At 72.6% G+C, this 14,633-nt stretch carries 10 protein-coding genes; 3 read left to right on the top strand and 7 right to left on the bottom strand.

Annotated features, from left to right (window positions below):
* Positions 1–236: 236 nt before the first annotated feature.
* Positions 237–2,219 (bottom strand): endo-beta-N-acetylglucosaminidase, encoded by a 1,983-nt coding sequence (locus AC3CHW_RS31080; RefSeq protein ID WP_488468677.1) that lies wholly within the window; start codon positions 2,217–2,219, stop codon positions 237–239.
* A 311-nt stretch (positions 2,220–2,530) separates the two neighbouring features.
* Here AC3CHW_RS31080 and AC3CHW_RS31075 point away from each other — a divergent pair, with 311 nt between their 5' ends.
* A complete protein-coding gene (locus AC3CHW_RS31075) occupies positions 2,531–2,956 on the top strand; it encodes a CBS domain-containing protein (RefSeq protein WP_187065078.1) in 426 nt (141 codons plus the stop codon).
* 152 nt (positions 2,957–3,108) lie between these two features.
* Here AC3CHW_RS31075 and AC3CHW_RS31070 read toward each other — a convergent pair whose 3' ends face one another.
* The 4 genes from AC3CHW_RS31070 to AC3CHW_RS31055 form a co-directional block, all read right to left on the bottom strand.
* Positions 3,109–3,528: a GtrA family protein gene (locus AC3CHW_RS31070; RefSeq protein ID WP_398609174.1), complete on the bottom strand. Its 420-nt coding sequence runs from the start codon at positions 3,526–3,528 to the stop codon at positions 3,109–3,111.
* Positions 3,528–4,478, bottom strand: coding sequence for a glycosyltransferase family 2 protein (locus AC3CHW_RS31065; protein WP_398609022.1), 951 nt, complete (start codon positions 4,476–4,478; stop codon positions 3,528–3,530). The genes AC3CHW_RS31070 and AC3CHW_RS31065 overlap by 1 nt, the downstream gene beginning before the upstream one ends.
* A 78-nt stretch (positions 4,479–4,556) precedes the next feature.
* The gene (locus tag AC3CHW_RS31060; protein ID WP_488468676.1) at positions 4,557–7,280 is read right to left on the bottom strand and encodes a YfhO family protein; all 2,724 of its coding nucleotides are present in this window, start codon (positions 7,278–7,280) and stop codon (positions 4,557–4,559) included.
* A gap of 664 nt (positions 7,281–7,944) precedes the next feature.
* Positions 7,945–8,988, bottom strand: coding sequence for a helix-turn-helix transcriptional regulator (locus AC3CHW_RS31055; RefSeq protein ID WP_488468675.1), 1,044 nt, complete (start codon positions 8,986–8,988; stop codon positions 7,945–7,947).
* 433 nt (positions 8,989–9,421) lie between these two features.
* Here AC3CHW_RS31055 and AC3CHW_RS31050 point away from each other — a divergent pair, with 433 nt between their 5' ends.
* Positions 9,422–10,591, top strand: a complete 1,170-nt coding sequence (locus AC3CHW_RS31050; RefSeq protein ID WP_381161135.1) for a S8 family peptidase — start codon at positions 9,422–9,424, stop codon at positions 10,589–10,591.
* A 119-nt stretch (positions 10,592–10,710) separates the two neighbouring features.
* Here AC3CHW_RS31050 and dacB read toward each other — a convergent pair whose 3' ends face one another.
* Positions 10,711–12,390, bottom strand: a complete 1,680-nt coding sequence (gene dacB, locus AC3CHW_RS31045) for a D-alanyl-D-alanine carboxypeptidase/D-alanyl-D-alanine endopeptidase (protein ID WP_488468674.1) — start codon at positions 12,388–12,390, stop codon at positions 10,711–10,713.
* A gap of 339 nt (positions 12,391–12,729) precedes the next feature.
* Here dacB and AC3CHW_RS31040 point away from each other — a divergent pair, with 339 nt between their 5' ends.
* On the top strand, positions 12,730–13,188 hold the full coding sequence (locus AC3CHW_RS31040) for a lamin tail domain-containing protein (protein WP_398609025.1): 459 nt from the start codon (positions 12,730–12,732) through the stop codon (positions 13,186–13,188).
* A gap of 76 nt (positions 13,189–13,264) precedes the next feature.
* Here the strand turns inward: AC3CHW_RS31040 and AC3CHW_RS31035 are convergent, their stop codons facing one another.
* A complete protein-coding gene (locus tag AC3CHW_RS31035; protein WP_488471226.1) occupies positions 13,265–14,413 on the bottom strand; it encodes a threonine synthase in 1,149 nt (382 codons plus the stop codon).
* Between the last annotated feature and the right edge of the window lie 220 nt (positions 14,414–14,633).

Below are 14,633 nucleotides of genomic sequence, written 5' to 3'. Positions count from 1 at the left end.
ACAGGGGTCCGGACACCTCGCCTCCCACCGTGGACCGTGCAGCGGCCGGGCGCGCGGGTCCGCCTGACACACCCAGCACTGCCCCGGCAGTGCGGGGAGTCGGCGGGCCAGCGCGCCCGGCCCACGCGGCAGCGACCTCGTCCCCGCCAGCCGCGAGGCGCCGCAGCACTCGCACGCACCGGACTCGGGCCCCGCGCGCGGGGAGCAGGACGGCGGGCAGGGCCGTCCGACGCGGCTCAGGGCCACGTGAAGAGGAACGGGGTGCTGGCTGAACGCGTGCCGTCCGGGCCGACGGCCACGACGTCGAGGGTGATGGTCGTCTCTCCCTGCTTCTCGAGTTGGTCGACGTAGTAGACGGTGTTGGAGGTGCCGCCGAGGTAGAGCGGTGACGCGTTCTGGGCGCGGCGGCGGTACACCTCGTAGTGGTGGACCGCCGGTTCGGGGGCGGAGGGCGTCCACGCCAGCCGGAGGCCCTTGCGGTTGTTGGGCAGTGCCACGGTGCCGAGGTTGCGGACGTTGGCCGGCGTGCCAGGCGTCCCGAAGGCTCCGTCGTGGACGGCGATCTGGCCGACGTTGATCGCGTAGGTGTCGACCGTCGTGGTGGAGACCGCCCGCAGGGCGAGTTGGACGACGGTCCGGTTGGCGTAGCCGGCCAGGCTCAGTGTCCTGGTCTCCCAGTTCGCCGATGTGGTGCTGCCGAGGTCGATGGTGGTGAACTCGGTGGGCTTGTCGCTGAAGGCCAGGGCGAGCTTGAGGTGCGTGGCGCCGGCGACCGGGGTCCGGAGGGCGACGGTGGCCTTGCTGGCGGAGGTGAGCGGCAGCCGGGTCTGGTACAGCCGTACCGTGGCGGCCTTGTTGGCCGTCAGCTTGCCGCTCAGGCGCAGACTGGTGCCGCCCTCGTAGGCGTCCGTGAAGGAGAACGACGCGAGGACACCGGCGTCCGCGGGCTCGACGACCCACCGGTAGGTGGGGAGGACGTCCTGGAGGGAGAGGTTGTTCCACCCGCCGGTGCGGACCTTCTCCCCGCGCCGGAAGTACCCGGTGCCGTGCCCGGTGTTGAAATGGGTCACGAAGGGCAGTCGCCGCACGGGAGTGGACTCGGCCACATAGCGGGCGATGCCCCGCCAGCCCTCAGTGGGCGTGGATGCCGGATTCCCGTTCGCGCCGACCCAGGTTTTCGCCTCCTTCGTGTAGAAGTCGGCCAGGTCCATCGTCTTGTACTTTCCGTTCACCTTCTCCGGCATGGACTTGTCCTCGGGGACGAAAAGCGCCACGGAGGTCAGGTGTTTCTTCCCCTGTGGGCAGGCCGTCTCCGGGTCGAGAGGGGTGGCCCACGACATCTCCACCCCCGCGTAGACGTCGTAACGGCTGCGTTTCAGTTCGCCGGTGGCCTTCTCCCCCGATGTGGTGAGCTTGCTCTGATTCCACCGGTAGTCGAGGAAGAGGGAGTCCGACACGCGTACCCCGCCGTCCTGCAGGAACATCTTGTTGGCGTCGTTCAGTTCGCCCTGCCAGTCGATCTTGCCGGAGGCGACCATGCTGTCGTACCACATGAATTCGACGGTGCTGGTGGCCCGCGCGTAGGCGAGCACGTCCCTGAAGCCCCGTGCGATGGTCGCGTCGGCGCCTTCGTCGCCGCCGGTCTCCTGATTGATGAACCAGCCCTCGAAGCCGTAGTGCTGGGCGACGTGGATCAGCTTGTCCGCCACCGGATACGCCGCACCGGCTTTCTGGACGAACTGCTCCAGCCACTTCTTCTTCCCACCCGGCTTTCCTTCCTGGGGAAAGAACACCGTTCCGTAGACCTTCACGCCGTTGCGGCGCGCGGCGTCGAACACCGGCGCGCTGGGGGCGAGGATGAGTCCCTCGCCGGCGGAACCGCCCCAGAAGACCAGGGTGTCCAGGTACTGCCAGTGGCTGAAGGCGTAGAACGTGTGGTCGTAGAAGCCCTGCGAGGGGTTCTTCGAGGTGTCGGCGAACACGCAGCAGGCGGCGATCCGCGCCTCGCCGGCCCGCGCGTTGGGGTTCGCCCTCAGCCCGGCGTTCTGCTCCCGGGGCATCAGGGGGACCCGGGAGCGGTTGAACGACGCGTTGGGGTCCGTGGCCGGGTCCCAGGTCAGAAGGGTGTCCGGGTGCCAGTGGGAGGCGTAGGGCGGGTCAGTGACCGACGGCAGGGCCGGGGCCGTCCTCGCGTCCGTCGCCACCTGAGTACCGGTCATGGTGATGTCCTCCTCCTGTCGCCGCATCGCGTACGCGACGGGGGATTCGCGCGAAGCGTGCCTTACTGGCACAGGTCTCTCAGGACGGGGCTCTTCTCACACGAGCGTCCGGCACTTTCACTCCAGCGGTCGGGGGCGTTACGGACGGCTCCGCCGGGGCGGACCAGGCTGCCCGCCAGGGCGAGCCTGCGAGAGGGCCCCGGCGTGGGCCTCCGCGCGGGCCTCGGCGTCACTCGGATGGCGTACCCCGGGCAGCGGGCGGCGGTCACGCTCGGAGACTGGAACTACCCAAGCCAACAAGAGGAGCGCCCATGACCACCGCCGCGGACATCATGCACCCCGGGGCCCAGTGGGTACCGGCAACCGAGACCCTGGACCGGGTCGCCCAGCTCATGCGGGAACTCGACGTGGGCGCCCTTCCGGTCAGCGATCCCACCGACCCGAACGAGCGGATGTGCGGCATCGTCACCGACCGTGACATCGTGATCGGTTGTGTCGCCGCAGGGCACGATCCGGCGCGGGTCACCGCGGGAGACCTGTGCAAGGGCACACCGCGCTGGGTCAGCGCCGACGCCGACGTGGACCAGGTGCTCAGGGAGATGGAGAGCAACCAGATCCGCCGCCTGCCGGTCATCGACGAGAACAAGCGCCTCGTCGGCATCATCAGCGAAGCCGATCTGGCCCATCACCTGAGCGACGACCAACTCGCGCAGTTCGTGGAGAGCGTCTACGCCTGACCGCCCGAGCCGAGCACGGCGACGCCTGCCGAGCGCGCCGCGCTCGCTCCCCGAGAGACCGCGCGACGCGGCCCGGCTACCGCTGAGGTGGTGTGGCCGGGCCGTGCGGGGTCGCCCGCGCGGCTTCGGCCGCCTCCCGCCCGGCGCCCCGCTCACCGGCGCAGCAGCGAGGGCGGCTCCTCCTTCCCCGGCGTCGGGGTGCCGTTGATCGCCGGGCCGAGCATGATCGTTCGGGAGACGAGGAAGGTGATCGGGACGGCGGCCGCCGCGGCGATCAGCGGTGACGCCTTGTCGTTCATTCCCGCGAGGTCGACCAGTACGTAGACGCCGCCCGTGGTGATGGTGAAGTTGGCGACCGTGGTCAGGGGGAAGAGCAGGAAGGTGCGCCAGGCCGGGCGCGTGCGGTAGGTGATGTACACGTTCAGGAAGTACGAGCCGACGGTGCTCAGCGCGAACGCCACGACGTGCGCCGCCAGATAAGGCATCCACCGCAGCAGGAGCAGGTAGCTGAGGTAGTACGTGCCGGTGTTGACGACTCCCACCAGGCCGAACCGCAGGAATTGTCCGGCGATCACCGCACCAGGTCCTTGATGTCTGCCGTCTGGTCCACGTTCGTGCTCTGGACGAGGTAGTGCGGGCGGCGCTTGACCTCGTAGTAGATCCGCCCGATGTATTCGCCGATCACGCCCACCATGACCATCTGCACGCCGGCCAGCGCGGTCATGACCACGAGCAGCGTGGCATAGCCCGGCGTGTCCACCCCGTCCACCAATACCCCGCCGACAATCCACGCCGCGTAGAGCACAGCGACGGAGAGCAACAACAGTCCCAGATACACCGCGGCACGCAGCGGCTTGTTGTTGAACGAGATCACACCATCGGCACCGTAGTTGAGCAATTGGCTGAACGTCCATTTGCTCCTGCCCTCCTCCCGTACCGCGTTACGGTATTCGAAGGTGACGCTGGGGAAACCCACCCAGGCGAACAGTCCCTTGGAAAAGCGGTTGTACTCGGTGAGCTGGAGTACGGCGTTCACCGCGCGCCGGGAGAGCAGTCGGAAGTCGCCGACCCCGTCCACGAGTTCCACGTCGACCAGTCGGTTCACCAGCCGGTAGTAGCCGCGGGCCATCCAGGTGCGGGTGACGCGGTCGCCGTCCCGGGTGCGCTTGGCGATCACCTGGTCGTGGCCGGCCTCCCGCAGCTCGACCATGCGCCCCACCAGCTCGGGCGGGTGCTGGAGGTCGGCGTCCATGATGATGACCGCGTCGCCGGACGCGTTGCGCAGGCCGGCGAACATCGCGGCCTCCTTGCCGAAGTTCCGGCTGAACGAGACGTAGCGCACCCGCGCGTCGGTCCCGGCGAGCCGCTTGAGCATGGAGAGCGTGTCGTCCTTGCTCCCGTCGTCCACGTAAACGAACTCGAACTCGTGCTGAATGGTGAGGAGCTCAACGACGAGGTGCTCGTGGAAGCGGTCGATCACGGCTTCCTCGTTGAAACACGGGACGACTATCGAGATCAGCATGATTCTCCCCGTACGGGTTCACGGTGGTCGGGTCCGCTCGGGGTGTGAGCGGAGCGCGGAAGGGTGGGAGCGGGCCGGTCAGTCATGGCTGGCCGCGCTGGTCGAGGGGTGGCCGGCCGGCGCGCGGCCGGTCCGCCGCGCCCGCCAGGCGCGCCAGGCGCCGATCGAGACGAGCCCGAGCAGCGCCAGGCCGGCGGCGGCGGCCCCGCCGCGCAGGCCGGGCGGCTGGAAGGTGCAACTCACGGAGGTGGCCTTGCCGTCGAGCGGCACCGAGACGAGGCCGAGGTAGGAGGTGGCGGGGCGGGCGGAGCCGCCGGCCGCGCACTCCCAGCCCTTGATGTTGGGCATGGCGACCACGGCGGTGCCGCGGCTGCCGGCGGGCACGGTGGCGCGCACGGTGGCGCCGTCCACGCTGACGTCGGTGGCCCCGCGGCCGGTCAGCCGGTCGGCGGCGGCCTTGAGCTTGCCGCGGTCCAGGCAGCCGATCGCGCCCCTGGGCACGGAGCCGCCGCGCAGGGCGGTGAGCGTGATGCGCACCTGGCCGTTGGCCGGGGTGCGGCCGAGTTCCTGCATGGCCGCGCTCCGCTTGGGCGGGTAGTCGCCCCGGAAGTCGGCCTGCGGGCCGCGCCCGTCGCGCAGGTCGGCCTTGCCCCAGTAGCGCGGCGCCCACAGGAAGACGGAGCTGCCGGGCCGGCAGACGGCCTTGACCTGCGCCGTCGGGTCGGCCGCGCGGTGCCGGGCCGGCACCCGGTAGCCGCCGTCGCGCGTGCGGGGCAGTTGCGGCCGATCGGTCAGGTGCAGCGTGTAGCTGGGGACGTCGTACACGCGGGCGCCGAGGAGCAGTTCCTGGTTGCGGTAGGCCGAGCTGCCGTACGCGGGCCGCGGCCCGGGCGGGCGCACGGTCACCAGCGGGGGGACCTTCTGGCGGACGGTGACCACCGGCCCGGGGTGGCGCGGGTTCCACCGCTGGTGCGGGTCCGGCGGCGAGTACAGCCGGGCCCCGACGGAGAAGATGACGTCGGTGACCGGGTTGTCCAGGCTCTGCACCGACCGGCCACCCGAGGTCCAGCCGCCGCCGAGCGCCGTCATGGTGCGGCTGAGCACGTCGGAGGTGAGGCTGCTGTAGTACTGCGCGCCCTGGCCGCCGACCATCATCGGGTCGTTGCCGACGGTCTGTTGGCGGCCGGGTTCGGTGCGGTAGGCGGGCCAGCCGTCCACGGCCTGGATGGCCGCGCGCTGCTCGCGCTGGCGCTCGCCCCAGGGCGCGTAGTCGTCCATGTGGGCCAGCCGCTTGCGGTCGCTGACGGCCAGCGTCGCGGCGGACTGCCCGACCTGCATGCCCACCAGGAGTACGGCGGCGAGCACCACGAGCACGGGGCGCCGGCGGGCGTCCGCGAACCGCCAGAGCGCGAGGGCGAGGGCGAGCGCGGCGGCGCCGGCCAACATGATCGGGACGGACCACGCGTACAGGAGTTGGCTGTCGCGCGCGGTGAGCGTGAGGGCCGCGAGGACGCCGCCGCCGCCGAGCAGGGCCCGCCAGGTGGGCCTGGCGTGGGCGAGCGAGAGCCAGGCCGCGATCACCAGCAGGGCGCACAGCACGAACGTCTGCCGGAACTGGCTGCCGTTGGGGGTGGTGAAGGCGTGCCAGGCCAGGTGGGTGGGCTTCCACTGGAAGGACAGCAGCACGGCGACGACCAGCGCGGACCAGCCGTACCGCACGCGACGCGGCACGGCGGTGTTGAACGGCAGCGTGAGGGCGAGGAGCAGGGCGACGGTGTCGACGTAGAGCGAGGGCGAGTTGTAGCCGTAGCCGCCGGGCAGCAACCGGGCGAACACGTCCTGCCACGGCTCGGCGACGAACTCGGTGTCGCGGCCCGGGTACGCCTCGCCGGTGCCGGCGTAGATGACGCTGACCAGCGGCGCGGCCAGGCCCACCCCGAGCAGCAGGGTGACCAGGGGCCGCCACAGCTCGCCGAGGAGTCGCGGGACCGAGGGGCGCGGGGCGGAGGCCGGCGAGCCCGCGAGGGTGGCGGCCGGGGTTCCACGGTCTGCGCCCACGTCGTCCGGGCCGTCGTCGCCCGCGGCGGTGGCGGGTGCGGTCGCCGGGTGCTCGGCGGCGGTTTCGCGCTCCGCCTTCGCCGCGGTCCGCGCGCTCCCGCGCGGGGTCCCGGCCACGGCGGTGACGACGTGCGCGGGGCGGTCGATGACCAGCCGGGCGATGACGAACAGCGCGGCCCCGATGGTGGCCATGTACGCCGTGTAGAAGTTGGCCATCCACGCGACGGCGACGAGCAGCGCGCCCGTGATCGTCCGCCGGCGGGCCAGCGCCCACTCGCCGACCAGGCACAGCAGCGGCAGGGCGATCAGACCGTCCAGCCACATAGGGTTGTACACCGCGGTGGCCAGCGTCCAGCCGCACAGCGCGTACGAGGCGCCGAGCGCTCCGGCGACCCACCAGGGACCGGTGCGCACCGTGCGCAGCAGCCAGGCCATGACGGCGCCGGCCGTGGCGATCTTGAGCACGGAGATGACGTAGACGGCCAGGTCGATCTCGTCCCGTGGGAAGAGTCCGACGAGCACCGCGAAGGGGCTCGTCAGATAGGTGCCCAGGTCCGGCAGGAAGCTGGAGCCGTATCCGGACTGCCAGTTGACGAGCACGTCGCCGTCGGCCTCGCCGTGCAGCATGTCCCACAGGTGCGCGTGGTACGGCACGAACTGATTTCCCAGGTCATTGACGTTCCGCGTGCGTGACCCGAAGGGAAAGCTGCGGGCCAGGGCGTCACCGAAAACCAGGCAAATCATGGTGAGCAGTGCCGCGAGACCCGCGGCCCGTGCACGGACGCCCCGAAAAGACGACTCAGACTTCGCCTCGTCTTGACGCGGAATGGCATCCGCTGCGGGCATGGTGAGAGAAGGCATTTTTTCTTTCGGGGATGTGAAAGGGCAGTGACTGAGCGCGGAGATTGCGCGCTGCTATTTCCCTGTCCGGCCGGGCCGGCGCGTTTCCGTGACTCCGGTCACAGATCGGCAGGGGCGACGCTGCGCGAGCGTGCGGAACCACGGGCCGATGCCAATTCGTTCCCCTCTCGGACCAGCGCGTTCGAGTTCGTCAGCGGGTTTGACGAGCGAAATACGGGGAGGGTTGCCCACTCGCTCGAACAAAAAAGCCGCGCCAAACGAATGCGCCGGGAGTTAATTGTTCCTCAAACCTGAGTTCACTTGGCATTGGGCAACCCGTTGGAATAGGGGCCGGCGGGCGGGCGAGTGGGACGGCCGGCGTACGGCAAGGTGGCGCGCGGGCGCGCGTTGGGCGCGCCGCGAAGGCGGGCGGATGCGAGGGCGCGGCGGCGCGCGGGGGCGAGGGCGCGGCGCGGAAAGTGGGCGGCGCGCGCGGTGGGCGGCGACGGGCGGGTGACGGGGCCGGGGCCGGGGCCCGGTGCGGCCGGGCCCCGGGGGGTGTCGGGGGTCAGCCGTCGTGGGTGAGCAGGCCGAGGCGGGCGGCGCGCGCTCCGGCCTCGAACCGGCTGGCGGCGCCCAGCTTCTGCATGAGGTGGGTCATCAGGCGTCTGAGGGTGCGGTCCGAGCAGCCGAGGCGCCGGGCGATGCTCTCGTCCTTGGCGCCCAGCGCCATCAGGTTGACGATCTCCCGCTCCTGCGCGGTGAACTCCTCCTCGGAGCGGTCACCCGCCTCGTCGGTGGCGTAGGGGCGGCCCGCGGCCCAGCCGTACTCGAAGACCTGTTGGAAACAGAGCGCCAGCAGGGGGCTGTGCACGATGGCGTCGCCGTCCTCGAAGTGCGGCGCGGCGCCGAGCGAGAGCACGGTCACCGCGTGGTCGAAGGAGGCGAAGTGGGCGGGCACCGCCGTCGCCACCCGGAGCCGGGCGCCCCGGGCGACCAGGGTGTCGAGGTAGCGGCGGGCGCTCGGGGCGCGGGTCGCCGCCGGGGAGACCACCATCCGCCAGCGCACGCCCTGGTCGAGCATGTGCAGGTCGTTGACGAGGCTGGCGTCGAGGACCTTGGCGTCCGGCAGCGACATCCGCATGACGATCACTTCCTCGCGGCCCAGCGCGTCGAACTCGTGCAGCCGCTTGCGGAAGAGTTCCCGGTCCCGGAAGAACTCGACCTCCGCGGTGTGCACCCCGGCCACCCGGGTGGACGGGAGCAGGCCCAACACGTCGTCGATGGCCCGCATGCCGGCCTCCAGCGAGGACGCGGCCGAGCGCAGCCGCTGCTGCTGGGCGGCGACGAGTTCGCGCAGCGCGCGCTCCACGGAGCGGACCGCGGCCCGGTCCTCGCTGAGCAGTCGGCGCTCGATCAGCCAGCGCGCCACCCCGTCCGGCAGCGGGCCAGCGCCGGCGGCGTCCGCCGGGGGCGTGCCCATGGCCTGCCGGACGAGCGTTCCGTAGGCGTTCCTGGCCTCGGCCGCGGTCGGGCGGTCGGCGCCGTCCGGGTGGGGGCAGGCGCAGGTCGGGCGGTCCACGGCACGCGGCGTACGAGAGTCGATGGACATGCGCCTGACAATAGGTCGTACCGTGGCGCCGGACCAGGGTGAGGCGGCGTGCTCGCGGACGGCGCGCGTCCGCGCTGGCCGGCAGCGGCCACGCCGGTTGCGGCCAGCGCAGACCATGGTCGCCCGCGGCCCACGGCATCTACCGTCGTCGCAGCACCGTCCGGTACGTGGACGTCGCGAAGTCCACGCACCGCTGCCGTCCGCGCACCCCCCACCGCACCGGGCGTGGACGGATCGACGAGGTACCCCGCCCCGTCGATGGGGTCTCCCCGCCCCTCCGCGTCTTCCCGCGCCCACCGCTCCGCCCGCGCCGCTGGCCCGGCGCGTGCTCGGGCTGCCCGCGCGCTGCCGCCCACCGGCGGCCCGAAGACGCGGCCAGACTCACCGCCGGTGCCTGTACGGGCCGCCGGCGGCAGACGAAAGGTTTTCCCCGATGAAGCGTTCCCGTCTTGCCGCGGTGCTCCTCGCCACTCCCCTGGTCGTACTCCCGGCGGCCACGGGCGCGGCGAACGCCGCCCCGAGCGAGCCGTCCGCCCCGATGGTCGCGGTGCAGAAGGCGGCCCCCGGCCAGGCCGTGCAGGGCAGCTACATCGTCACCCTCAAGTCCGGGGTGACGGCCAAGAGCCTCACCAGGGCGAAGGGGTTGAACACCCAGTACGTCTACTCGAAGGTCTTCAACGGCTTCGCGGCCAAGCTCACCGCCGGCCAGTTGAGCGCGTTGCGCGCCAACCCGGCCGTGCAGGCCATCGAGGAGAACCAGAAGGCCACCGTGAGCGGCACGCAGAACGGCGCCACCTGGGGTCTGGACCGCATCGACCAGCGCAACCGCCCGCTGGACAGCACGTACACCTGGAACCGTGACGGCGCCGGCGTCACCGCGTACATCATCGACACCGGCCTCGACAGCCGCCATGCGGACTTCGGTGGCCGGGCCCAGAACGTGTACAACTCGGTCGGCGGCAGCGGTGAGGACTGTCACGGCCACGGCACGCACGTCGGCGGCACGGTGGGGGGCAACGCGTACGGCGTCGCCAAGGGCGTGGCGCTGCGCGGCGTGAAGGTGCTCGGCTGTGACGGCAGCGGCTCCTTCGCCGGCATCATCGCCGGGTTCGACTGGGTGCGCGCCAACGCGGCCAAGCCCGCGGTCGCCAACGCCTCGCTGGGCGGCGGCTACTCGGCCGCGGTGAACACGGCCGCCGCCAACCTCGCCAACTCGGGCGTGCACCTGTCGGTGGCCGCCGGCAACGACAACCGGGACGCGTGCAACTACTCCCCCGCCAGCGCGTCGAGCGTGCTGACCGTCGCCGCGTCGGACAGCTCCGACCGCAAGGCGTCCTTCAGCAACTACGGCCGCTGCGTGGAGACGTACGCGCCCGGCGTGTCCATCACCTCGGCCCGCATGGGCGGCGGCAGCACCTCGATGAACGGCACCTCGATGGCCTCGCCGCACGCGGCGGGCGTCGCCGCGCTGTACAAGGCCAACAACGGTGACGCCTCGTCCGCCACGATCAACAGTTGGGTGACCAGCAACGCCACGCCCAACGTGATCACCGGCAACGTCACCGGCACCCCGAACCGGCTGCTGTTCAAGGCCGGCCTGTAACACCCCACCCGCCGCGCGGGGCGGCCATCGGCCCCGCGCGGCCGGTGTTCCCGGGCCACGGGAAGGCCCACCCTCCGACGCGGAGGGTGGGCCGCACCCGTCCCTCGGGTCGCCGGTCGCTAGCAGGTCAGGGGCTTGCGCCAGGCGCATTCGAGCGCGCCGGACTGGTCTCGGGCCCGGTCGGTAGCGGGGCGGCGCGGCGCGCGGGTGGTTTCGCGGTCGTCCGACGCGGCCAGGGTGACCACGATCGCGTCCTCGATGTCCTTCACGGACGGGGCCAGGTGGTGGTTGAGCACGACGCTGTACGCCAGTTCGCGGCCCGCGCGGTCGGTGACGTAGCCGGTGAGGGCGGAGGCGCCGGTGAGCGAGCCCGTCTTGGCGCGGGCGTTGCGGGCCGCCGGGGTGTCGCACATGCGCGAGCGCAGGGTCCCGCCGGTGAGCCGGTCGGGGTCGCAGGCCACCGGGAGCGCGGCCTGCCACAGCGGGTACCACGGGGCGTCCCGCACGGCGGTCAGCAACCGGGCGAGCTGGCCGGCGGTGAGGGCGTTCATCCGCGACAGGCCCGAGCCGTCCACCTGGCGCAGCCGCGCGGTCTCCACCCCCTCCGCACGGAGGTAACCCTCGATGGCCGCGAGCCCGGCGCCCCAACTCCCGCTGCCGGCACGCTCGTAGCCGATGGCCTTGGTGAGCACCTCGGCGTGCGTGTTGTTGGACAGTTTCAGGAACGGCCGCAGCAGCTTCGACAGCGGCATGGAGCGATGCGTGGCGACGGGCTCGGCGTCGGCGGGGGCCGGCCGGCCGGAGCGGGTGGCGCCGTCGACGCGTACGCCCTCGGCCGCCAGGGCCTCGGCGAAGACCGTGGCGGCGTGGACGGTGGGCTCCCAGACGCTCACCCACTGCTTGCCGGGTTGCCCGTCGAGCGGGATGGCGCCGCTGACGGTGAGGGTGTCGCCGCCGTGCGCGCGCTCGACGGCCAGCGTCCGTGGCTGGCCGGCCGGCACGGTGCTGGCCAGGTTGACCACGCGCGGGTAGCGGCTGTGCGGGACGGTGCGCACGCGCGGCCGGTCGCCCTCGCGGGCGCCCGGTGTGGTGTGCACGATGACGCTGCCCGCGTCGTAGTCGGTGTCGGGGGCGACGGTGAGCGCCGAGATCGGGGCCGCGTAGTACGCGGACTCGTCGTCGGCGGCCCAGCCGCGGCCGATCCGGGCCCGGTCGAAGCGGGTGTCGTCGGCGACCAGGTGACCGGTGACGCGGGTGATGCCGGCGCGCGCGACGCGCGCGGCCAGGGCTCGGTAGTCCGCGGCGAGCAGGGTGGGATCGCCCGTGCCGCGCAGGTACAGGTCGCCCGCGAGCACGGCGCCGCGCCGGGGCCCGTGCGCCAGCACCTCGGTGCGGAAGCGGTGGTCCGGGCCGAGGAGTTCCAGCGCGGCGGCCGACGTCGTCAGCTTGGCGTTCGACGCCGGCAGCAGGCGTTCCTCGGGCCGGTGGGCGTAGCGGACGGCGCCGCTGTCCGCGTCGGCGACCACCACGCCGGCCGCCGCCCCGTCCAGGCGCGGGTCGGCGAGGATGGCGTCGATGGCCTCGGGCAGGCCCGGGGGCGCGGCGGGGTCGGCGCCGACCGGTGAACTCCAACTCAGCGTGGCCAGCAGCCCGACGACGAGGGCCGCGGCCCCCAGCCGGCGCGCGCGGTGCGGAGGGTGTGCGCGGTGCGGGCGGTGTGGGCGGTGTGCGCGCCTGCGCTGCGGGTGGTCGGCGCGGTGCGGGCGAGGGGTGCGGGGGCGGTGCGCGGGTCTCCTCATGCCACGGCAGCATCCCGCGTCGCGGGCCGCCATGGGAGTACGCCACGGGCGGGTCGCCGCGTTTCGCCGCCGCTGGCGTGGGAGGTGCTCCGGCCCGCCGGTTCGAAAGAGGGCCGAAGAGGGCCGAGCACGAACCGAGCCAGGGTGCCTCTACGAACGGGGCGCGGCGCGCCGTGACGGGTGGCGGGCGGGGTGTCGGCCGCATCCTTCGCTTTATCAGGAGATGGCGGTCCGCAGCGCACTTCCCGGATATCGCCCGGTTCTCCCGAAACTGCCTTTAGTGTGATCTCCACACCGGGGACCTAGGGGGGTGCCCGGCCGTGATTGAAGGATGTCCTGATGTCAACGCTTTCCATACGCACCGCCGCCTGCGCCGCCGCCGTCGCCGGGGCCGTGCTGGTTCCGCTGCTGCCCGCGCAGGCCCACGCAGCGGGCTCCGTGCACCTGCACAAGATCTACTACGACAGCCCCGGCACGGACGACCGGTCCACCAGGAGCCTGAACGCCGAGTACGTGCAGATCAAGAACTCGACCAGCCGCGGCGTGAACCTCCGGGGCTGGACGCTCACCGACGCCTCGCGGCACAAGTACACCTTCGGCACCTTCACGCTGGGCGCCGGCAAGACGGTGACGGTCCGCACCGGGCGCGGCAAGGACAGCGCGTCCACGAAGTACCAGAACCGTCGGGCATACGTGTGGAACAACGACCGGGACACGGCGACGCTGCGGAAGTCCTCCGGCAGCCGCGTGGACACCTGCTCGTACAACTCCACCCGCTACGACTACAAGAACTGCTGAACCCCGCGCGTCGGCGCCCGTCCGTCCGCGCTGGTGCGCGGGCGGGCGGGCGCCCCCGGGCCGGGCAGCGCCCGGCTCAGGCGTCGATGCCGGCGGCGCGCAGTCGGCGGCGGACCTCGTCCCAGGCCGGGTCGACCGGCTCGCTGGTCCGCGTGCCGACGGAGACGTCCTTGAAGCCGCTTGAGGTGGAGATGCACACCACCGGTCCCTCGACGTCACCCACCTGCCGCAACCCCGCCAGTCCGGCCGCCGCCGACAGCTCGACCCACAGCCCCGCGGCGGCCAACTCGCGTTGTGCCGCCCGCATCTCGTCGTCGGTCAGCAGCAGGGGCCGGCCCTGGCTCGCGCGCAGCGCGACGACGCCGCGGTAGCCGCCGACGGAGCAGTCGATGCCGTACGCGTCGGTGTCGCCCACCTCCACCGTGGTCGCGGGCACCCCGGCGCGCACCGCCGCGGCCAGCGGGCCGCCGGCGGCCGGCTCGCAGGCGAAGATCCGCGGGACGGAGTCGGTGACGCCCAGGCGCTGGAGTTCGGCGAAGCCCTTCCAGACGCCGTAGAGCAGTTCGCCGTAGCCCGTGGGCACGAAGACGGCGGCGGGGGCCCCGAGTTCGGCGTGGATCTCGTACGCGATGGTCTTGTAGCCCTCGGCGCCGTAGGCGTGCCCGGTGTGGGTGGCCGTCAGGTTGCTGACCGGGTGCAGCCCGCAGTGCTCGACGACCTTGCGGACCAGCGGCCACCGGTGGTCGATGGGCACCGGCAGCACCACCGCCCCGTACGCGTGCAGGAACGCGTCCACGGCCGGGGGCGTGTCCGTGGAGGTGAAGACCACGCAGCGCAGCCCGGCCCGGGCCGCGTAGGCCGCTGCCGCCGCGCCGTGGTTGCCGGACGAGGCGACCACGACGCCCGGTGCGCCGGCCCGCACCGCCGCGCTGGTCGTGCAGCGGTTGAGCCGGTCCTTGTGGCTCCAGGTGGGGTTGCGCGCCTCGTCCTTGATGTGGACGCCGGGTGCGAACTCGATGAGCGGGGTGCCGCCTTCGCCGAGGCTCGGCGCGTCCAGCGGCGGCAGCAGGGGCGCCCACCGTTCGATGCCCGCGCCGCGCGGAACGCCGTGCCGCGCGGCGTACCCCGGCTCGAACAGGGCGGTGTCCACGCGCTCGTACGCGTAGTCGACGTCGACCGGATAGGAGAGCGTGTCGGTGCTGGTCCGGGGGCAGCCGCGGGTCAGCGCGGGCCACAGCGGATAGCTGATGTCCGGGTCACCGAGTGAGCGCTGGACGGTGGCCAGCGTGCTGGGAGGGGTCACGCCCCCCGAGCCTAGGGCGTGGGACCCCGGCGCGCTGTCGGACGGGGGGTTCGCCGGGGTCGGTGAGGAGGAGCGGCGGGGCGGGCGCATGGTGGTCGGGGGCTTGGCGGGGCGTACGACGCCGGGGCGGCGGTGCGGTGTT

The sequence above is a fragment of the Streptomyces sp. MGP-BFMKR1 genome (assembly GCF_057766585.1).
This window is presented reverse-complemented; position numbering and strand designations above follow the sequence as displayed.